Annotated in this window: 18 protein-coding genes; 13 read left to right on the forward strand and 5 right to left on the reverse strand. The window is 63.4% G+C overall.

Annotated features, from left to right (window positions below):
• The first annotated feature begins 113 nt into the window (after positions 1-113).
• Genes IB267_RS30440 through IB267_RS30455 form a run of 4 tightly spaced genes read left to right on the forward strand, consistent with a single transcriptional unit; the run spans position 114 to position 4,077 of the window.
• Positions 114-1,208: an ABC transporter ATP-binding protein gene (locus tag IB267_RS30440; RefSeq protein ID WP_192451133.1), complete on the forward strand. Its 1,095-nt coding sequence runs from the start codon at positions 114-116 to the stop codon at positions 1,206-1,208.
• A 1-nt stretch (position 1,209) separates the two neighbouring features.
• Positions 1,210-2,112, forward strand: coding sequence for an ABC transporter permease (locus tag IB267_RS30445; protein ID WP_192451134.1), 903 nt, complete (start codon positions 1,210-1,212; stop codon positions 2,110-2,112).
• Positions 2,113-2,119: 7 nt separating this feature from the next.
• Positions 2,120-2,950, forward strand: a complete 831-nt coding sequence (locus IB267_RS30450; RefSeq protein ID WP_192451135.1) for an ABC transporter permease — start codon at positions 2,120-2,122, stop codon at positions 2,948-2,950.
• Between the two features lie 2 nt (positions 2,951-2,952).
• Positions 2,953-4,077 carry a P1 family peptidase gene (locus IB267_RS30455; protein ID WP_192451136.1) on the forward strand — a complete coding sequence of 375 codons (1,125 nt, stop codon included), beginning with the start codon at positions 2,953-2,955 and terminating at the stop codon, positions 4,075-4,077.
• A gap of 36 nt (positions 4,078-4,113) precedes the next feature.
• On the opposite strand, the gene IB267_RS30460 is transcribed toward IB267_RS30455, so the two are convergent.
• Complete coding sequence (locus tag IB267_RS30460) at positions 4,114-4,992, reverse strand: helix-turn-helix domain-containing protein (protein WP_192451137.1); 879 nt, start codon at positions 4,990-4,992, stop codon at positions 4,114-4,116.
• A 95-nt stretch (positions 4,993-5,087) separates the two neighbouring features.
• Here IB267_RS30460 and IB267_RS30465 point away from each other — a divergent pair, with 95 nt between their 5' ends.
• The 3 genes from IB267_RS30465 (at position 5,088) to IB267_RS30475 (ending at position 8,573) form a co-directional block, all read left to right on the forward strand.
• Positions 5,088-6,650, forward strand: coding sequence for a 4-hydroxyphenylacetate 3-hydroxylase N-terminal domain-containing protein (locus tag IB267_RS30465; protein ID WP_192451138.1), 1,563 nt, complete (start codon positions 5,088-5,090; stop codon positions 6,648-6,650).
• Positions 6,651-6,658: 8 nt separating this feature from the next.
• Positions 6,659-7,171, forward strand: a complete 513-nt coding sequence (locus tag IB267_RS30470; RefSeq protein WP_192451139.1) for a flavin reductase — start codon at positions 6,659-6,661, stop codon at positions 7,169-7,171.
• A 148-nt stretch (positions 7,172-7,319) separates the two neighbouring features.
• Positions 7,320-8,573, forward strand: a complete 1,254-nt coding sequence (locus IB267_RS30475) for a sensor domain-containing diguanylate cyclase (RefSeq protein WP_192451140.1) — start codon at positions 7,320-7,322, stop codon at positions 8,571-8,573.
• Positions 8,574-8,657: 84 nt separating this feature from the next.
• On the opposite strand, the gene IB267_RS30480 is transcribed toward IB267_RS30475, so the two are convergent.
• Positions 8,658-9,365 carry a YitT family protein gene (locus IB267_RS30480; protein ID WP_192451141.1) on the reverse strand — a complete coding sequence of 236 codons (708 nt, stop codon included), beginning with the start codon at positions 9,363-9,365 and terminating at the stop codon, positions 8,658-8,660.
• 163 nt (positions 9,366-9,528) lie between these two features.
• Positions 9,529-11,256, reverse strand: coding sequence for an amidohydrolase family protein (locus IB267_RS34030; protein ID WP_210336050.1), 1,728 nt, complete (start codon positions 11,254-11,256; stop codon positions 9,529-9,531).
• A 175-nt stretch (positions 11,257-11,431) separates the two neighbouring features.
• Between IB267_RS34030 and IB267_RS30490 the strand changes: the two genes are divergently transcribed.
• On the forward strand, positions 11,432-12,334 hold the full coding sequence (locus IB267_RS30490; protein ID WP_192451143.1) for a LysR family transcriptional regulator: 903 nt from the start codon (positions 11,432-11,434) through the stop codon (positions 12,332-12,334).
• Positions 12,335-12,376: 42 nt separating this feature from the next.
• Here IB267_RS30490 and IB267_RS30495 read toward each other — a convergent pair whose 3' ends face one another.
• Together IB267_RS30495 and IB267_RS30500 are read right to left on the reverse strand one after the other, a co-directional pair.
• Complete coding sequence (locus IB267_RS30495) at positions 12,377-13,855, reverse strand: aldehyde dehydrogenase (protein WP_192451144.1); 1,479 nt, start codon at positions 13,853-13,855, stop codon at positions 12,377-12,379.
• A 69-nt stretch (positions 13,856-13,924) separates the two neighbouring features.
• The gene (locus tag IB267_RS30500) at positions 13,925-15,376 is read right to left on the reverse strand and encodes an APC family permease (RefSeq protein WP_192451145.1); all 1,452 of its coding nucleotides are present in this window, start codon (positions 15,374-15,376) and stop codon (positions 13,925-13,927) included.
• Positions 15,377-15,673: 297 nt separating this feature from the next.
• Between IB267_RS30500 and IB267_RS30505 the strand changes: the two genes are divergently transcribed.
• The 5 genes from IB267_RS30505 to IB267_RS30525 are packed head-to-tail and all read left to right on the forward strand — an operon-like array spanning position 15,674 to position 21,026.
• Positions 15,674-16,456: an IclR family transcriptional regulator gene (locus IB267_RS30505; protein WP_192451146.1), complete on the forward strand. Its 783-nt coding sequence runs from the start codon at positions 15,674-15,676 to the stop codon at positions 16,454-16,456.
• Positions 16,456-17,709 carry a Tm-1-like ATP-binding domain-containing protein gene (locus tag IB267_RS30510; protein ID WP_192451147.1) on the forward strand — a complete coding sequence of 418 codons (1,254 nt, stop codon included), beginning with the start codon at positions 16,456-16,458 and terminating at the stop codon, positions 17,707-17,709. The genes IB267_RS30505 and IB267_RS30510 overlap by 1 nt, the downstream gene beginning before the upstream one ends.
• Complete coding sequence (locus IB267_RS30515) at positions 17,706-18,380, forward strand: HAD family hydrolase (protein WP_371742665.1); 675 nt, start codon at positions 17,706-17,708, stop codon at positions 18,378-18,380. Before IB267_RS30510 ends, IB267_RS30515 begins: the two co-directional genes overlap by 4 nt.
• Positions 18,381-18,382: 2 nt before the next feature.
• Positions 18,383-19,738 carry an aspartate aminotransferase family protein gene (locus tag IB267_RS30520; protein ID WP_192451148.1) on the forward strand — a complete coding sequence of 452 codons (1,356 nt, stop codon included), beginning with the start codon at positions 18,383-18,385 and terminating at the stop codon, positions 19,736-19,738.
• Positions 19,739-19,742: 4 nt separating this feature from the next.
• Positions 19,743-21,026 carry an aspartate aminotransferase family protein gene (locus tag IB267_RS30525; protein ID WP_192451149.1) on the forward strand — a complete coding sequence of 428 codons (1,284 nt, stop codon included), beginning with the start codon at positions 19,743-19,745 and terminating at the stop codon, positions 21,024-21,026.
• Positions 21,027-21,030: the final 4 nt, after the last annotated feature.

Genomic DNA, 21,030 nt, shown 5'->3' on the forward strand with positions numbered 1-21,030 from the left:
CCGGCCGCTTCCGGATCACGGCTTCTCGTGGCCGTTGACTCCGATAGGCAAATGGTATCCATATATCTAAAACGCACAAGCGTTATTTGCATAACATTTCGGGGAACAGAAGTATGCAGAATTCCATCGTCCGGCTGGTGGAGGCGAGCAAGGCCTTTACCACTCCGGAAGGCGGCACCGTGACCGCTCTCGACCGTATAGATCTCGATGTCCGCCGCAACGAGTTCCTAACCTTGCTCGGCCCATCCGGTTGCGGCAAGACCACTCTGCTGCAGGCGATCAGCGGCTTCGTCGAACTCGACGGCGGCTCCATCCTGATCGACGGCGAAGACATGACGGACCGGCCGCCCTACCGTCGCCCGGTCAACACCGTCTTCCAGAACTACGCGCTGTTTCCGCATATGACGGTCGGCGAGAACGTCGCCTATTCGCTGGAAGTCGCAGGCATTGCCAAGCCGCAGCGCCGGGAGAAGGTCGCCTCCGCCCTGAAGATGGTCGGGCTCGAAGGCATGGAAGCACGCAAGCCGCGCCAGCTCTCCGGCGGGCAGCAACAGCGCGTGGCGCTCGCCCGCGCGATCATCGCCCGGCCGAAGCTGCTTCTGCTCGACGAACCGCTGTCGGCGCTCGACAAGAACCTGCGCCAGGCCATGCAGATCGAGCTCAAGACGTTGCAGAACGAGCTCGGCATCTCCTTCATTTTCGTCACCCACGACCAGCAGGAAGCGTTGACGATGTCGGATCGCGTCGCGGTGCTGTCAGGCGGGCGCATCCAGCAGCTCGATACACCGCGCGCCATCTACGACCATCCGGTCAACACTTTCGTCGCCACCTTCATCGGCGCCAGCAATCTGTTCGAAGGCAGGCTCGACGGCGACCGGCTGATGACGGCTGACGGCATGGCGATCCGCCACCGGCCCTGCGAGCGGAAAATCTCGACAGAGGCGACGGCGCTGATCCGGCCGGAACAGTTTTTCCTCGCCGAGGACAACGCCCCCTTCCCGACGATCGACGTCGATCTCGACCAGATCGTCTTCGTTGGGTCCACCTTCGAGCTTTTCGGCCGCACCGCCGAGGGCCGCAAGGTGGTTGCCGAGATCCCGGCCAACCGCCGCCATCTCGTCGGCACGGTCGAGCAGACCCGCAAGGCGCGGCTTGCCTACGACCCGGCGGCCGTGCACCTGATCGGCGCAAACACGGGGGCGGCGTAAGATGACGATCGCCAGTCGCCGCCGCTTCCAGCTTGCACTCCTGCTCGGGCCCGTCTCGGCCTTTCTCGCCGTCTTCTTCCTCGGGCCGCTCGCGATCATGATCGTGACCAGTTTCCTCGCGCCCGGCCTTTATGGCGGCGTGGAATGGACCTTCTATCCGCATAATTTCGGCCGCATTCTCGGCTTTGCCGATCCGATGTTCGAGGAATTCGATCCGATCTACATCGCGATCTTCCTGCGCTCGATCGAGATCGCCGCACTGACGGTGCTTGCGACCCTTCTCGTCTGCTACCCCGCGGCCTTCTGCATCGCCCGGCTCTCCGAGCGCTGGAAGAATTTCTGCCTGTTCCTGATCACGCTGCCCTTCTTCACCAGCCTGATCGTGCGGCTCTTCGTCTGGGTGCTGATCCTGCGCCAGACCGGTCTCGTCAACGAGGTGCTTCTATCCACGGGGCTGATCGAAAGGCCGCTCGACCTGATCTATACCCAGGGCGCGATCATTCTCGGCATGACCTATGTGTTCATTCCCTTCATGTTCATGCCGGTCTATGCGAGCGTCGAAAAGCTCGACTGGACGCTGGTGCGCGCCTCGCTCGATCTCGGCGCCGGTCCGGTGCGCACATTCTGGCGCGTCATTCTGCCCCTGACCGCACCCGGCATCGCCGGTGGCGCCGTCATCGTCTTCATCCCGGCGCTCGGCAACTTCGTCGTGCCGGCGGTGCTTGGCGGCGCCAAGGTGATGATGTTCGGCAACCTCATCGAGCAGCAGTTTCTCGCCGCCCGCAACTGGCCCTTCGGTGCGGCGCTGGCGATGATGGTGATGAGCGTCATGCTGATCATGATGATCGCCCACGTGGTCATCTCCGGACGGCGCAGCGCTGCCGCCGCGGCACTGGCACGGTGAGGCGCACATGAAGATCGCTCAATCCCTTTTTGCCAGTGGCCTGCTTGCCTACACCGGCCTGTTCTTCGCCTTCATCTATATCCCGCTCGTGGTCATCGCCGTCTATTCGTTCAATGCCAATCCGGTGAACATGATGACCTGGACGGGCTTCACCACCGAATGGTACGCCCAGGTTCTCGGCTTCAAGACCAAGGTCTCAGAAAGCGCGCTCTATATCGAATCGACCGGGCAGTTGCTTCAGGCGGTGTGGAACAGCCTCGTCATTGCCGCCTCGACCACAGCCATTGCGACCGTCTTCGGCACGGCGATCGCGATTGCCCTCTATCGCTTCGAATTCGTCGGCCAGCGCTTCTACCGGGTGGTGATGTTCATGCCGATGCTGATGCCGGATATCGTGCTCGGCATCGCGCTCCTGATCTTCTTTGTCAATTCCGGCATCAAGCTCGGCCTGACAACGATCATCATCGGCCAGTGCACCTTCCTGATCTCCTACGTTTTCATCGTCGTCTCGGCGCGCCTTGCCGGCATGGACCGGACGCTGGAACACGCGTCGGCCGACCTCGGCGCCAACGAATGGATGACCTTTCGCCGGGTGGTGCTGCCACAGCTCTTTCCGGCGATCGTCGGCGGCGCGCTGCTCGCCTTCATCATCTCGATGGACGATCTCGTCATCACCTATTTCATCGCCGGCGTCGACGTCACGACGCTGCCGATGTTCATCTTCTCCATGCTTCGGCGCGGCATCAAACCGGAGATCAACGCCATCGCCGTGATGATGCTGACCTTCTCCTTCGTCGTCGCCTCGCTCGGCCTTTACCTTCGCTCCCGGCAGAAATGATCATGAACGACAAAACCTCTACGCCCTCCAGCGCCCGCGCCCGCGATATCGGCCTGCCCTTTGCCGGCCGCACCGGCCGCTTCAACGCCATCACCGATGTCGAAGGCATTGCCGTCGGCTTCCGCACCATCGAGGAACAGATCCCGCGGCCCGGCCGAAAGCGTCCGGTGCGCACCGGCGTCACCGCCATCCTGCCGCATGCCGGATCGGAAACGCCGGTCCCGGTTTATGCCGGCGTGCACCGCTTCAACGGCAATGGCGAGATGACCGGCACCCACTGGATCGAGGACGGCGGTTTCTTCCTCGGACCCGTGATGATCACCAACACCCACGCGGTCGGCATGACGCATCACGCCACCATAAAGTGGATGCTGGAACGCTACAGCACGACCTACGACACCGATGATTTCCTCTGGCTGATGCCTGTCGTCGCCGAGACCTATGACGGCGTTTTGAACGACATCAACGGCCAGCCGATCACCGAAACGGACGTGCACGCCGCACTCGACGCCGCCACGTCCGGGCCCGTCCAGGAAGGCAATTGCGGCGGCGGCACAGGCATGATCGCCTATGGCTTCAAGGGCGGCACCGGCACCGCGTCCCGCGTCGTCGCGTTCGGCGGACGCGACTACACGATCGGCACGCTGGTCCAGGCCAATCACGGCCAGCGCGACTGGCTGACGATCCGCGGCGTTCCGGTCGGCGAGCACATGCGCGACGGCACGCCGCAAAGCCAGATGCAGGAGCGCGGCTCGATCATCGTCGTCATCGCCACCGACCTGCCGATGGCGCCGCATCAGTTGAAGCGTCTGGCGCGCCGCGCGGCGATCGGCATCGGCCGCAACGGCACACCCGGCGGCAACAATTCCGGCGACATCTTTCTCGCCTTCTCGACCGCCAACACCCAGCCTATGGCGCACAAGGCGCCGCCTCGCCTGTCGCTCGAAATCGTCAACGACGAATTGCTCGATCCTGTCTACCTCGCGACCGTCGACAGCGTCGAGGAGGCGGTGGTGAATGCGATGATCGCAGCTGAGGATTCCGGCGGCACGGCCCATGATCGCTTCAAGATTCAGGCCATCCGGCACAAACCGCTGATGGAGCTGATGCGGGCTTATGGCCGATAACCGGCAGCCTTGCCGATACCTCTCGGGGCCGGTGACTTAGCCGGCTCCTATTGAGCCCACGCGCGCCCGGCGCCAGTCGCTCGGCGCCTCGCCGACACGCAGGCGGAAGAAGCGCGAGAAATAGGCGGCATCGGCAAAGCCGATCTCATAGGCAATGTCTTCGAGCGGCCGGACGGTAAAGAGCAGCAAACGCTTGGCCTCGAGCAATCGACGCTCGTTGATCAGCTCCTTGACTTGCATGCCGAAGGCGTTCCTGCTCGCCTTGGCAAGCAGGTGCGGGGTGGTGGCGAGCGCATCGGTGTAATGCCCGACGCTCCAGTTCTCGCGGAACCGCACGTCGATGAGCCGGCGCAATTCCGTTGCCAACATCGCCTGCGTCGGCTGGGCGGTGTCCGGCGTGGCCGCCGCCAGCCGGGCGATCTGGGTCAGCACCGCAGCAACCAGAGACGCCAGCATCCGCTGGGTGCCGGGAGCACCCCCGGCATATTCGTCGGCGACGATATCGAGCAGTTCGGCTAGGCGGCGCCAATGCCGGTCTTCACCGTCGCCACGGATCATCGTCGGCCTATCGAGCGCCAGCGTCGAGTTCTCGCGGATCGAGAGCAGCGCGCCGTCGGCGACCGAAACGACGACCGCATCGCTCGTCTCCGGGTCGACCGAAAAGCCGTGCACGATGCCGCTCGGCACGAAGCTGACCGCGGGCGCGGAAAAGTCCAATGGCTTGTCATCGATGAAGTAGGTTCCCCCGCCGCTCAGCCAGTAGGTGATCTGCCCCATCTGGTCGTGCTTGTGCGCCTTCACCTGTCCTTGATGCAGGCCGCGCCGGGCCATCACCGTCTCGACGTGGAAGAACCCGGGCTCGAGCTGTTGCTCCGGCTCGCCGTAGACGAAGAAACTTGGAATGCTGCTGCTCATGCCCCACCCGAAAAAGTCCAAGTCATTTTGCCATTCTGTCCATGGCGGCTGACGATTTCAACGCCTAGCCTTGACGAAACTCAAGGGAGGAGAACATGAGAGCAGAGGATTTCCGCGCCGACCGGACGCGGCCCTTTACCGGCGCCGAATATCTGGAGAGCCTGCGCGACGGCCGCGAGGTCTACATCAACGGCGAGCGCGTGCACGACGTCACCAGCCATCCGGCCATGCGCAATTCCGCCCGGTCGCTTGCACGCCTCTATGACGCGCTGCACGATCCGGCGAAGAAAGACATTCTGACGTCACCGACCGACACCGGTTCCGGTGGCTACACCCACAAATATTTCCGCGTCGCCCGCTCGTCCACGGACCTGGCCGCACAGCAGGGCGCGATCGCCGAATGGGCGCGCATGTCCTATGGCTGGATGGGCCGCACCGCCGATTACAAGGCGGCGTTGATGAACACGCTCGGCGCCAATGCCAACTGGTACGGTCCCTTCAAGGACAATGCACTTGCCTGGCATAAACGCGCCCAGGAAGCCGCGCTCTTCATGAACCACGCGATCGTCAATCCGCCGATCGATCGCCACAAGCCGGCGGATGCGGTCAAGGACGTGTTCGTTCACATCACCAAGGAAACCGATGCCGGCATCTACGTCTCCGGCGCCAAGGTGGTCGCGACGTCTTCGGCGCTCACGCACTATAATTTCCTGGCACAAAGCTCGGCGACGGTGACAGAGGATCCTTCGCTTTCCGTCATGTTCATCGTGCCGATGAACGCGCCGGGCATCAAGATGTTCTGCCGGGTCTCCTACGAGCAGACGGCCAACACAGTCGGCCATCCCTTCGATTATCCGCTGTCGTCGCGCTTCGACGAGAACGACGCGATCCTGGTGCTCGACAATGTCTTCGTGCCCTGGGAGGACGTACTGGTCCTCAGAGACGCCGCCAAGATCCTCTCCTTCCACCCCGCCTCCGGCTTCATGCACGGCTATTGCTTCCAGGGCTGCACTCGCTTTGCGGTGAAGCTCGATTTCCTCGCCGGCCTGCTCGCCAAGGCTTTGAAAGCGACCGGCGGCGATGCGTTCCGTGGCAACCAGGCAGCACTTGGCGAGGTCATAGCGCTCCGTCACATGTTCTGGAGCTTCTCCAACGCGATGGCGCACAACCCCATCCCCTGGGCCGACGGCGCCGTGCTTCCCAATCTGGAGGCCGCCCTTTCCTATCGCACCTTCATGTCGGAGGCCTATCCGCGCGTCGTCGAGACGATCCGCAGGGTAATCGCGTCGGGCCTGATCTACCTGCCGTCGTCGGCGCGCGACTTCGGCAATTCGGAAATCGATCGTTACCTGGCGCAATATGTGCGCGGCTCCAACGACATGGGCCATATCGAGCGCATCAAGATCATGAAGCTGCTGTGGGATGCGACCGGCACCGAGTTTGGCGGCCGCCACGCGCTTTATGAGTTGAACTATGCCGGCGCGCCGGAAGAAGTGCGGCTGCAGGTGCTGAAAGGCGCCGAGCGTGGCGGGCGGCTGAAGGAGATGGAAGCGCTCGTCGACCAGTGCATGGCCGACTATGACGAGAACGGCTGGACCGGCAACACCTGGCTGCCGCCGCTGAGCGACGGCCAAGTTCTCAGCAACGCCGCCGAATGAGGTCCGCCATGGAGCCGCTTGTTTCAAAGACGGAGTTTCGCAACGCCATGGCGCGGGTCTGCGCGCCGGTCAACGTCATCACCACAAACGGACCCGCCGGACGCGGCGGGTTCACCGCCACCGCCATGTGCTCGGTGACCGACGAGCCGCCGACGCTGCTCGTCTGCATGAACCGCAACTCCACCCAGTGCGGCCTGTTCATCGAGAACCGGCGCTTCTGCGTCAATGTACTCAGCCACGACCACCGGGACCTCGCCGGCCATTTCGCCGGCGCGACGCAGGACATGGCGGCCCGTTATGCAGCGGCCGACTGGGTGGAGATGAGCTCCGGAAGCTTCGCGGTGAAGGATGCGATCGTTTCGCTAGACTGCGAACTGGCCGAGGCGCGGCTCCTCGGCACCCACCATATCCTGATCGGCCGGGTCGTCGGCATCCGTTCGCGCAGCGATGGCAATGCGCTGCTCTACTTCGACCGCAACTACGTACACGTGCCGACCCAGCTCGGAAGTTTCGGCGGCTAGGCGCGAACGCGGCACCGCGATTCGGGTGCCAACACCGCATCTTTCGCCATAGAGCCGACGCAATCCACATCCACTTGCTCTTCAGCGCCTTTTGTTTTCTCCCTGAAACGCGTCTATTGCCAGGCGCGGAATGAGAAAGGAAAACGGAATGGTGATTGCTGGGCCAGCCGGACGTCCGACGATGGACGCGAAAGGCAGGGAATTCGATCGCTTGGCCGCCCTTGGACATCTCGATATCCTCGACACGCCCAGGGATGGGGGCCTTGAACGCGTCGTACGGCTGATCAAACAGGTCTTCGACATCGATATCGGCATCGTCTCCTTGGTCGATGCGCATCGCCAATGGTACAAGGCCTGCTCCGGCCTTTCGGCCGACGAGGTCCCGCGCAAAGACACCTTCTGCCGATATGTCGTCGCGTCCGAGGAGCCTCTCGTCGTCCACGACGCGACGAAGGATGCACGCTTTTCGCAGCACCCGGCCGTGGCCGGCCCCGAACATATCCGGTTCTACGCAGGCGTTCCGCTGAAGACGCGGGACGGACATACGGTGGGGACCGTGTGTGCGATCGACCGCGCGCCACGACAGTTCACTGCGACGAATCTTGCGATCCTGACGGAACTGGCGGGCGTGGCGATGGACCGGATCGATTTGCTCCGCTCGGCCGCGACGGACGGGCTGACCGGGACGTTGACGCGGCGCGCCTTTCGCGAGGAAGCCGACAAGCTGATCTCGCTTGCCGTGCGGCACCAGCATGATCTGTCCTGCATCGTCCTCGATGTCGACCACTTCAAGCGGGTGAACGACACCCACGGGCATGCGGCGGGAGACGAGGTCTTGAAGGCCGTCGCCTCCATCTGCCAGTCCAATCTGCGGGCAAGCGACCTCTTTGGCCGGCTCGGCGGCGAGGAATTCGCGATCATCCTGCCGCATGTCGACACGAGTGGAGCGCTGGCCGCGGCGGAAAAGCTGCGGGCAGCGATCGCCGCCCAGACGATCCACGGCGACTTCGGCCAACTGGCGGTAACCGCGAGCTTCGGCACCGCCGCCCTTTCGACCAAGAGCAGGGATGGCGCCACGCTGCTCGCCCAGGCGGATGCGGCGATGTATCTCGCCAAGGCCGGAGGGCGAAACCGCTGCGTCGAATGGAGCAGTCTCGAAGCCGGCTATCCGCTCGGCCCGCGGCAGCGCGTGCTGAAGGCCGGCACCATCCTCTTCGATGACAGGCATTCGCGGATCGACTGCACCATCCGGTCGCTGGGCGCCGATGGCGCCGCGGTTACGGTTTCGAATTCCGCCGGCATACCGCCCGAACTCGTCCTGGTCGTTGCCGGGGATGGTTTCGAAACCAAGTGCCAAGTGGTGGCGCGGGACCGGCAGAACCTCGAACTCGCTTTCGGATAGGCCTGTTCGCCCATGGGCATCCATCACGACACAGGATGAAGGGGCGCCGGTTAGGCGCCCCCTCTCTCGCATTATTGCGGGATGCTATTCCGCGGCCGCCTCCAGGCCCTTCGGCGACGGAGCAGGCTTGCCCTGGAACTTCTTGAACAGGAAGAAGTAGAGCTTGATGTACTGACCGACGAGAATGGCGTTCAGGATCGTACCCTCGCGGATGAACTTGACCTCGGCGAGGAAGAGCAGACCGATACAGGCGGAGAGCACCAGCAGCGTGCAGTCGAAGCCAGTCTTGATGTTGCCCCACTTCCAGCCGGTGCGCTTGAAGATCGTGTTGACGAACATGTCGATCGGCATCAGCACGAGATTGGCGCGGATCATCAGGAACAGGCCGAAAGCGAGCGCCGCGTCGGCGAAGACCAGCAAAGCCACCCGGACTGGATAGGCTTCGAGCTTGATGAACTCGGTGATGCCCAGGTTGAAATCCAGGAAGACCGCCAGCACGAAAGCCGGGATCAGCGACGCAAAGTTCTTGAGCTTGAAGTCCTTCGGCAAGACCAGATAGGTCAGGAACAGCATGATCAGTTCGAGCATGAAGTTGTAGGTGCCCTGGCTGAAGGGCGGATAGACCAGCGTCATGGTCCGCGTCAGGCTGCTCTGGGGTGAAATGCCGATGCCGGCCCGGATCGCCAGGCTGACGCCAAAGGTCAGCACGTAGATGCCGACGACATACATGATCCAGCGCCGCTTCAGGCTACCGGTATCGACGATTTCGGCTTCCGCCGCATTGTGTGCCATTGTTTCCTCCCTCGAAACGATGCGGGTTTGTTGCCCCGCCTGCCCATCGCCCCCTCAGCGATGCGCTTTTAAATCCCTCGGCATGCCCGCCCTTTGTCGCGACAGCACGCCACTTTCCTGGCGGACGGACGCCGAAACGTCCGTCTGCTTTTCCTGAACGGCTCTAGGCCATGAAGCGGAAGCGGTGCAACGAGATGAACAGGCTGAGCAGCTTGTTGACCACCGGTTCGCCTTCGTTGTGATTGCCGAGCGCTTCGAGCGCTGCGTCGATCGCCGCGGCGCTGGCCGTCAGTTGCTCGACGCTCATGTTCGCCATGACGCCATAGATCTCGAGCGGCATGACGGCCTTCTCCACCTTCTCCTCGGTGACGATGCAGGCGCCGGCATGGGTATCGACCCGCTTGAGGCAATGGCACATTTCGGCGCTGTCCTGACCGACGACGACGAAATAGGGCTTCGGCGCCGGCCAGAAGGTCGCCACAGCGCCGCGATCGACATGCACGCCCTTGAACAGCCCGTTCACCACATGGCGCTTGCCGTCGGCATAACGCTGGACGACCGACAGCCGGCTCAGCTTCTTGCCCTCGTGCTCGGCAACGACCTTGCAGTCCTTCAGAGGCACCCAGATTTCCTGGTAGAATTTGGCGTGGCCGCGACCGTAGACGTCGAACAGATAGACCTTGGCCTGCGTGCCGTCTTCCGACACCTCCAGGGGCACGATGTCGAGCTGCTCCGGCGAGAGATCGGCAAGACCGGTAACGCCGTCCTTGCACATGCCGGAATAGTCGATCTCGGCATTCTTCAGCAGCTTGCGTTCCTTTGCGACCAGTTCGCCGTCCTTGAACACGTAGAGCGGATTGATCTTCGACAGGCTGTCGGTCAAGACGATATCGGCAAAGCGGCCGGGCGTCAGCGAACCGATCCTGTCTTCCATGTGGAACGATCGCGCGGTGTTGTAGGTCGCCATCTTGATCGCGTGGATCGGGTTGATGCCCATCTCTGCACAAAGCGAGATGATCCAGTCCATGTGGCCCATCGTCAGCAGTCGCTCGATCGAGATGTTGTCGGTGCATAGCATGAAGTTGTCGGTCGGCCATTTGCGGTCGACGATCGCGCGCAACAGCACCTTGATCACCTCGCTGCTGCCGACCCCGAACTTGATGTGCGTCGGGAAGCCGTAGCGAATGCTCTTCTCGATATCCTTCTCGTTCCAGACGTCGTGATTGTTGGAGACGCCGATCGCCGGCAGGTAGTTGAGGATCATATCGGAGAGCGCGGTGACGCCCCAGTGGCCGTTCATGAAGCCGCCCTTGGCGCGAACCCAGGCCGCCTTGCGGAAATCGTCATCGTTGCCGGAACTGTAGGTGAAATGCTCGAATTCCCCGAGGCCGATCACCGGCTCCATCTTGAGCACTGCTTCCGTTACCGACGCCGCCGTCTTTTTGCCCGGCGCGAAAGCATAGAGCCGGTAGGGCAGTTGATCGTAATCCTTGAAGAGTTTCTCGGCGGCTTCGATGCCTTCCTTGCCTGCAGCGCTCAAGAGATCCAGGCATTCGGCATAGATCGTCGTCGTGCCGCAGGGCACCATCGCTTCGGCGAGTGCCGTCGGATGCGCGAGCTGGGATTCGAAATGGATATGCGCGTCGATCAGGCCGGGAATCGCATAAAGACCCTTGCCGTCGAAGACTTGCCTGACCTTCAAGACGGTCTCGTCCGGATTGAGCGCAACGATGCGCTTGTCATAGACAAGAATGGATCCTTGATAGACAGTCTCGCCATGGACATCGAGGATGTTCAGGTTCTTCAGGAGAAGATCCGCTTCCCTCTCGCCGTTCAGGATATCGAAGATGGCGCGCACCTTTTCGTAATGCGCGGCTTCAGTCTGGTTCACGAATAATCCTCCACTTTCATAGTCGTCGGCGCCTGCCGACAACCCGCCATTCTCAGTGGGTGCGGTGCCGGCAGCGCGCCCCTCGCCAACCATAAGAAGTCATTGCACCGCTTCCGAAAAGCAGTATTTTCTGCTCATACCGTTCGCTTTTCGAGAACGATTGTGAGGGATGGCCATGCTGCATTCACGCGTACTGCGCTACATCGACGAGGTGGCGCGCTCAGGCTCGATCCGCGGGGCGAGCGAGCGGCTGAACGTCGCTGCCTCGGCCATCAACAAGCATGTGCTGCAGCTTGAGGAAGACATCGGCGAACCGCTGTTCGAGCGGCTGCCGCGGGGCCTGCGGCTGACGCCCGCCGGCGAAATCCTTGTTGCGCATGTGCGCCGGACGATGAAGGAATACAGCCAGGTCGAGGCCGAGATCCGCGATATCAAGGCGCTGCAGAGCGGCGAGGTGATCATCGCCACGATGAACGGCCTTGCGGGCGGCATCGTGCCGAAGGTGGCCGCGATCTTCGGCGCACGCCATCCGCGTCTCAAGATCACGATCCGGGTGATGTTTGCCCGCGATATCGCCCAGGCGGTGGCCGATGGCGAGGCCGATCTCGGCTTTGCCTTCAATCTCCCGTCCACGCCGCAGCTCGAGACACTGTGGAAGATGGACACCCGCCTCGGCGCGGTGGTGGCGCCGGAACATCCGCTCGTCGGCATGGAGACGCTGCCGCTTGCCTATTGCCAGCCCTACCCGCTTATCTTCGCGGACAAGTCGATGCAGATCCACGGCATCGTCGCCGACGCCTTCGCCGAGGCTGGGCTAACGGTCGAGCCGAGCTATCTCACCAACTCCATCGAGGCGATGAAGTTCCTCGCCGCCGCCGGCGACGGCATCGCCTTCCTCAGCAAATTCGACATTACCGAGGAACAGCGAAACGGCGTGCTGACCTACCTGCAGATCCGCGACCGGACTTTTGCAAAGAACGTGCTTTCGCTGGTGCAGCGGGAAAGGCGCGGACATGGCCTCGCCGCCGCGATGTTTGCCGAGGAGATCATCCGGGCTTTGCGGGCGACGGTGGAATAGCCGGCTACCCGGCCCAACGCCGATACGGTTTCTCGTCCCGGGTCAGAGTTGAATCCAGGCCGTCTTCAAGTCGGTATATTTGTCGAGCGCGTGCAGCGACTTGTCTTGACCGTTGCCCGACTGTCTGACGCCGCCGAGCGGCACCGTGTTGTCGGCGCCGCCATAGGTGTTGACGTGCACGACCCCGGCGCGGATGCCGCGTACCATGCGGTGCGCGCGCGACAGGTTTGCGGTCCAGACGGCCGACGCCAGACCGTAGTCGGTCGCGTTCGCGATCCGGAGCGCGTCCGTCTCGTCGTCGAAGGGAATGACCGCGAGCACGGGTCCGAAGACCTCTTCCCTTGCCAGCTTCATCTCCGGCTGAACGTCGAAAACGGTCGGCTGCATATAATAGCCGCCGGTCTCCTCGAGGATACGTTTGCCGCCAGTGCGCAGGCGCGCGCCTTCCCCTTCGGCCTCGCCGACGAATTCGAGGTTCTTCTGAAGTTGCGCCTCGCTGGAGATGGCGCCGGCCTCCGTCGAAAGAAGCAGCGGGTCGCCGACCTTCAGACCGGCCGCGATCGCCGCCACCTTCTCTGCGAAGGCTTCATAGATCGAGCGCTCAACTAGGAGCCTGGAGCCGGCGACACAGACCTGGCCGGAATTGCGGAAGATGCCATGGGCGGAGACGCGCGCAGCCTGGTCGAGGTCCGGTGCGTCGGCAAAGACGACGTTCGGCGACTTGCCGCCGAGTTCGAGATAGACGCGCTTCAGGTTCGAGCGGGCGGAATATTCGAGCAGCCGGCGGCCGACGCCGCCAGAACCGGTGAAGGCGAGGACATCGATATCGCCATGCAGCCCGATCGCTTCGCCCGTCGTCGCGCCGCGGCCGGTGACGACATTCAACACGCCTTCGGGCAAACCGGCCTCGGCGCAGATCTCAGCGAGCCTCAGCAGGCTGAGCGATGCGCCCTCGGCTGGCTTCAGCACGACGGAATTGCCGGCCGCAAGCGCCGGCGCGATCTTCCAGGCGCCGATCATCAGCGGAAAATTCCAGGGAACGATCGCGGCGACCACGCCGATCGGCTCGCGATGAATGAGGCCAAGGATGTTGTCGGCCGTCGGCGCGATCTCGCCATAGACCTTGTCGAGCGCCTCGGCATAGTAGCGGAATGTACCGGCAGCACTGCCAGGCTCCGCCTTCAGCGCCATCGAGATTTCGGTGCCGTTATCGCGCACGCCGAGAACGGCCAGTTCCAGCGCGTGCGCCTCGATGATCTCGGCAATGCACGTCAGGACCTTTTTGCGTTGCACCGGGGCAGCCTTCGACCAGCTTCCCTTCTCGAAAGCGGCGCGCGCCGCGCGAACCGCCGCATCGACATCACCGGCTGCCGCATCGGCAATCGTCGTCAGATGCCGACCGTCGATCGGCGAGACGACGTCGAGCGTCACGCCCAAGAGGCTCTCCTGCCAACGGCCGCCGATGAACAGTTTCTGAGCCGCGACGGGCAGGTTGCGCAATTGATCGATCTTGTCCTGCATGGTGTCCTGTCCCGTTTGTTGCAGGCATGGCGGCAAGCCGCCATGCCCAAAAGCGATGCTCCCGAGAGATCAGATCTCCTGGCCGGCGCCCAGGCGGGCGAACTCGATTGGGTTGCCCGATTTCAGCGATGCCGCCAGGAAGAGCCCGATGACCCCGAAGATCACGACGAGCCCCGGCAGGAACACGGCGAGCATGCCGGTGGCGCCGGCGAGATCGCCGAAATTGGCGGCAATCGCGATGATGACGGCAACGAGGATCAGGCCGGTGACGACGGGAATGACCTTGGTCACCAGCGGGTTCGTTTCAAGTCCAGGATTGCGGCCGAAGAAGGCGACGATCGCAAAGGCGGTGAAGGCCATCAGCGTCATCACCGCAAGCGTGCCGACATTCGTCAGCCAGGAAAACAGCGCCAGCACCGGGTCCTGGCCCGTAGCCGCAAAGAGCGCGACGACCAGCACGGCAATCACCGTCTGGATCAGCGAGCCGACATGCGGGCTGTGATAGACCGGATGGGTGACGCCGATCGAGGCCGGCAGCAGGCGTTCGCGGCCGGCGACGTAGAGATAGCGCGCGACACCGTTATGGAACGCCAGCACGCCGGCAAAAAGGCTGGTGACGAACAGCACGTTCATCAGCGGCGGCAGCCAGCCACCGGCATAACGCTCGGCGAGGCCGAAGAGGAAGGTGGTCGGATCGGCAAGGCCCTGCAGTTCCGGCACCAGTTTGTCGGCGCCGGCAGCGTTCACCATCAGCCAGGATGTGAACATGTAGAAAATGCCGATGATCAGCACGGAGATATAGGTCGCGCGCGGTACGGTCTTCTCCGGATCGCGGGCCTCTTCGCTATAGATCGTCGTCGCCTCGAAGCCGATGAAGGCGGCGAAGCAGAAGAGAATGCCGATCGACGGCGAGCCGGAGAGGATGGCCGAGGGGGTGAAAGAGACCGTGCCCAAACCGCCGTCACCACCCTTGGCGAGGATCGCGACATCGATGACGAGCACGACCAGATATTCGAGGATGACGAGGACGGTCAGCACCTTGGCCGAAAGGTCGACACGGCGATAGCCAAGAATGCCGACCGCTGCGATGCCGGCGAAAGTCCAGACCCACCAGGGGAAATCGATCCCCAGGCCGGCGAAGAGCCCTGCCGTCGCCGCGCCGAAGAGGCCGAAGACCCCGATCTGCATGGCGTTATAGGCGAGGATCGCGATCATCGCGGCGGCACCGCCCATCAGCCCGCCGAGGCCCTGGGCCGTATAGGCATAAAAGGCACCGGCGTTTCGGATGTGCCGCGCCATCGCGACATAGCCGACCGAGAACAGAAGCAGGATCAGTGTGACGATCAGGAAGGTGCCGGGAATGCCCGCACCGTTTCCGAGCATCATCGACAATGGAACGCCGCCGGCAACTGCGGTCAGCGGTGCGGCGGCCGAAACGACGAGAAAGGTGACGGCGCCGACGCCGAGGGCGTTCTTGCGCAATTGGTTCGCCGCGGTCACGGGCGTGGGTGAATTGGTCATGGTCTTGGCTCCCCTTGCTGGCGCGAACGCCTTTTCGCCTCCGGTCCTTCTCTCCGGCGGCTGCTCCCTGAAGCGGACTTGAGGCGCGGGGCTTGCTTTTTGTCTTTGCCGCGCAAGTCTTTCGGTTCATTATTTGAACCTCAGCTTCAAATATAGACTTGCAAATTGCATCTGGCCCTGTCAAGTTATTTCGCATGTTAAGTATCTCGACCCAAAACGACCGGGAGAGCGGGCCTACCGCTCCTTAGGAGGGAACAGGCGAGAGGACTGACGGGGCGCTCGACAACGGAGGAATGGATGAGCACCATCGGTAAGGCCCTGACTTTGCTCGACGCGATCTCGCGCCTGGAGAAGGAAGCGGGTTTGAGCGACATCGCCCGCCACTGTGGGCTCGACAAGGCGACGGCCAGACGCTTCCTCGTGGAACTGGAAAAACACGGCTTCGTCGAGCAGGACACGGAAACGCGGCGCTATCGACTTGGCGGCGCGCCGGTGCGGCTTGCCCGCATCCGCGAGGCGCGTTTTCCATATCTGAGCGTCGCGACGCCTTTTGCGCGGGAACTCGCAGGCCTTGCGGGCGAGACCGTTCACCTCTCCGAATACGCAGCCGGCCGCCTCTCGACCGTCCATGTGGAAGACTCGCAGCGCGCCCATCGCGTCATCGTCGATGTCGGCAGCATCCTGCCCTTCCACGCGACCGCATCCGGCCTCGGTTTTCTCGCCTTCTGTCCGCAGAAGGACATCGATGCGGCGCTGTCGGCGCCGCTTCAAGCCTTTACCGACCACACGCTGACCGACCCGGCGGCGCTGCGCCAGACACTCGGCGAGACGCTCCGGCGCGGCTACTCGATCTGCCATCACGGGCTCGAAACCGGCGTCGTCAGTGTCGCCGCCCCGATCCGAGCGCCCGGCAGCACGCCGGTTGGCGCGATCGCGATCGCCGCCCCCGCGACACGGGCCGACAAGGAGACGGTGGAACAGATGGGCCGCGCCGCGATGGCAACGGCCAGGCGCATTTCCGAAAGACTTTTCGGGTTGGAGCAGGTTGCTGCCGATCCGCTGGCAAGGAGGGCCGGCTGATGAATGCGATGAACCGTCTCCCCAATATCCTGGTCGTGGGTACGGGAGACACCAAATGCGACGAACTCCAGTTCATGGCGTCCGTCATCCGCGAAGCCGGCGGATTGCCTGTGATGATGGATGTCAGCATTCTCGGCGACCCGCCCTACCAGCCGGAATACTCGCGCCACGACATCGCCGAAGCGGCCGGCGTCACCATCGCCGCGATCGCATCCAGCGGCGACGAACACAGCGCCATGGCGCTGATGGCAGAAGGTGCTAGCGCCCTCACCCGCTCGCTCTACGAGGCTGGCCAGGCCGATGGTGTCATCATTCTTGGCGGTTCCATGGGCACCGATCTCGCGCTCGATGTTGCCGCTGCCCTGCCGCTCGGCGTGCCGAAATTCATCGTCTCAACAATTGCCTATTCGCACTTGCTTCCGCCGGAGCGCATCGCCCCCGACCTGATGATGATCCTCTGGGCCGGCGGTCTCTACGGTCTCAACGGCATCTGCCGTTCCGTTCTTTCACAGGCCTGCGGCGCGGTCGTCGGTGCGGCCCGTTTCGGTACAAAGCCGGACGGATCGCGGCCGCTGATCGGCATGACCTCGCTCGGGTCGAGCTGCCTCAAATACATGAAATACCTGAAGCCCGAGCTCGAACGTCGCGGCTATGACGTCGCGGTCTTCCACTCGACCGGCATGGGCGGGCGCGCCTTCGAGGCGATCGCCGCTGAGAAGGGCTTCACCGCTGTCTTCGACTTCTGCATCCAGGAGGTCAGCAACCATCACCACGGCACGGTCGTCACCTCAGGACCGGACCGGCTGGAGAATGCCGGACGCGCCGGCATCCCGCAGATCATCGCACCCGGCGCCGTCGACATGGTCGACCTGCCGGCCTGGCAGCCCGTTCCGGACGCTTTCGCCGACCGTCCCTATCACGCCCACAACCGGCTGCTCGGCTCCGTGACCACCTCGGCCGAAGGGCGGCGCGAGATCGCCCGCGTCATCGGCGGCAAACTTGCCGACACCGAGGCGGAGATCGCCTTCATCTTGCCGCTGAAGGGCATTCAGGAGTGGGATCAACCGGACGAGCCGCTCCACGAACCGGATGCGCTCGGCGCCTTCATCGACGAGATGCGCCGTTCCATCCCGTCAGGCATCGCGCTGCACGAGGTCGACAGCCATATCAACGCGCCTGAGTTTTCGATGGCAGCGCTGGCAATCTTCGACGACTGGGTGGCGCGCGGCATCGTGCCCGAGGGCCGGCCATGACCGACACCATGACCGAAAAGGCATTGATCCTCGACTTCGGCGGCGTCGTCACCCGAACGCTGTTCGAGACCCACGATGTCACCGAACGCGCACTCGGCCTTGCGCCTGGCACGATCACCTGGCGCGGGCCCTTCGATCCCGCAACCGACCCGCTCTGGGCCGCTATGCAGCGGCGCGAGATTAGCGAACGGGACTATTGGACGACGCGCACCCGCGAGGTCGGCCAGTTGCTCGGCGAAGACTGGAGCGACATGAAGACCTTCGTGCAGCGGGCGCGTGGGGCGGAACCGGAACTCGTGCTCCGACCGGAGGCACGCGACGCGATCCTCACCGCCCATGGGGCCGGCATCCGGCTTGCGATCCTCTCCAACGAGCTCGATCTCTTTTATGGGATCGCGTTCCGCGAGCGTTTCCCGTTGATCGATCGCTTCGAGACGATCGTCGACGCCACCTACACCAACATCCTGAAACCGGACCCCCGCGCCTACGAACTGGTTCTGAGCCAGCTCAATTTGCCACGCGAGGCCTGCGTCTTCGTGGATGACCAGTTGAAGAACATCGAGGGTGCGCGGGCGGTCGGCCTGCCTCACGTCCATTTCGACGTCACCCGCCCCGCGGAAAGCTATGCCAGAGCACTTCAAATGCTCGGCCTTGAACTGACAGGAGCATGACCATGCGCGAAACCAACTTCCTCATCGAGAACAATGCCCGCCATCTCTGGCACCCGATGGCGCATCCGGCCGAGATGCAGGCGACGCCGCCGCGCATCATCAATGCCGGCGAAGGCGTCGAGATCGTCGACATCCACGGCAAGAAGGTGCTCGACGCCGTCGGCGGCCTCTGGAACGTCAATCTCGGCTATTCCTGCGAACCGGTGAAGGAAGCGATCCGCCGCCAGCTCGACGACCTGCCCTATTATTCGACCTTTCGCGGCACCACCAATTCGCCGCTGATCGAGCTTTCCTACGAGCTCGCCGAGTGGTTCCGCGAGGATGGCCTCACCCGCTCCTTCTTCACCTCGGGCGGCTCGGATTCCGTCGAGACCTGCCTGAGGCTTGCCCGCCAGTATCACAAGCTCAACGGCCAGCCGGAGCGCACCAAGTTCGTCGCGTTGAAGAAGGGCTATCACGGCACCCATTTCGGCGGCGCCTCGGTCAACGGCAACGCCAATTTCCGCCGCAACTACGAGCCACTGCTTCCGGGCGTCTTTCACCTGCCGGCGCCCTACACCTACCGCAACCCCTTCGACACGACCGACGGCGCCGTCATTGCGAAGGCGATTGCCCGGCTTTTCGAGGACGAGATCGCCTTCCAGGGCGCTGACACGATCGCCGCGCTGATCATGGAACCGGTGCTCGGCGCCGGCGGCGTGATCGTGCCGCACGAAACCTTCATGCCGCTGATGCGCGAGATCTGCGACCGCCACGGCATCCTGCTCATTGCCGACGAGGTGATCACCGCCTTCGGTCGCACCGGCGCCTGGACCGGCTCGCGTCTCTTTGGCGTGAAGCCGGATTTCATGTCGACGGCGAAGGCGATCACCAACGGCTACTATCCGTTCGGCGCCGTGATGATCGCCGAAAAGGTGGCGCAAGCTTTCGAAAGCAACAAGACGGCCGCCGGATCGATCGGCCACGGCTACACCTATTCCGGCCATCCGGTCGGCGCCGCGGCAGCGCTGGCAACGCTGAAGGAGACACGCAAGCAGAACGTGGCGGCGAATGCCTGCGCGCGCGGCGAGGAGCTGATGGCCGGTCTTCAAGCACTCAAGGAGAGGCACGAACTGATCGGCGACGTGCGCGGCAAGGGTCTGATGTGCGCGCTCGAACTGGTTTCGGATCGCGACAAGAAGACCGGTGCCGCGAAGGATGTGGTCCAAAGGGTCCAGGACGTGACCTATGACGCCGGCGTGATGGTGCGGACGTCCGGCGCCAACGTCATCCTGTCGCCGCCACTGGTGATCACCGCCGCTGACGTCACCCGTATCCTCTCGGCGCTCGACGCCGGCCTGACCGCCGCAAGGGGATAACGCGATGGCCGACAACGCGGATCTGATCGCGCGCCGCGAGCGGCTGCTCGGGCGCAACATGTCGCTGTTTTACGAGCAGCCGGTGCATCTGGTGCGTGGCGAAGGCGTCTGGCTCTATGACGCCGACGGCCGCCGCTATCTCGACTGCTACAACAATGTGCCGCATGTCGGTCATTGCCACCCGCGGGTGACCGAGGCAATCGCAAGGCAGGCGTCGATCCTCAACACCCACACCCGCTACCTGCACGAAGGCATACTCGACTATGTCGAGCGGTTGACCGCCACCTTCGACAAGAGCCTCGATACGGCGATCCTCACCTGCACCGGCAGCGAAGCGAACGACGTGGCGCTGCGCATGGCCCAGGCCGTGACCGACAGGACCGGAGTGATCGCCACCGATCATACCTATCACGGTAACACCACGGCCGTGTCGCAGCTTTCGACCCGCATGCCGCCGGTCGGCGGCTTCGGCGGCCATGTGCGCCACGTGCCGGCGCCCGACAGCTACCGGCCGCTTGGGCGCGAACCGGGTGCCGCCTTTGCCGCCGCCTTCACCGCCAAGGTAGAAGAGGCGATCGCCTCGCTTGAAGAGAGCCCGCACGGTTTCTCGGCGCTGATCATCGATCCCTTTTTCGCCAATGAAGGCTTTCCGGACTTGCCGTCAGGCTTTCTCGATGGCGCCGTTGCCGCTGTCAGAAAGGCCGGTGGCCTCATCATTGCCGACGAAGTCCAGCCAGGCTTCGGCCGCACCGGCGGCCATATGTGGGGACACCAGAAGGCGGGCATCGTGCCTGATATCGTCACGCTCGGAAAGCCGATGGGCAACGGTCACCCGATCGGCGGCGTGGTGGCGGGGGCCGACACGCTCAACGCCTTCCGCAAAGCGTTTCGCTACTTCAACACCTTCGGCGGCAACCCGGTATCCTGTGCCGCGGCCATGGCGGTGCTCGACGTGATCGAAGACGAGAAGCTCATCGAAAACGCCGTCACGGTGGGTTCTTACGCCAAGGCGGGCCTGACGCGACTTGCGGACAAACACGGGGTGATCGGCGACATCAGGGGCAGCGGCCTGTTCTTCGGCGCAGAACTCGTCACCGACCGCGGAGCCAAAACGCCGGACAGCGATCTCGCGACCCGAGTAATCAACGGCATGCGCGACCGCGGCATCCTGATGGGCAAGCTCGGCATCCACCAATGCACGACGAAGATCCGGCCGCCGATGCCGTTCACGCGCGACAACGCCGACTTCATGCTGTCGACGCTCGACGACGTGCTTTCGGGTCTGTGATCCG

This window comes from Ensifer sp. ENS09 (assembly GCF_014852425.1).
Lineage (GTDB): Bacteria > Pseudomonadota > Alphaproteobacteria > Rhizobiales > Rhizobiaceae > Ensifer.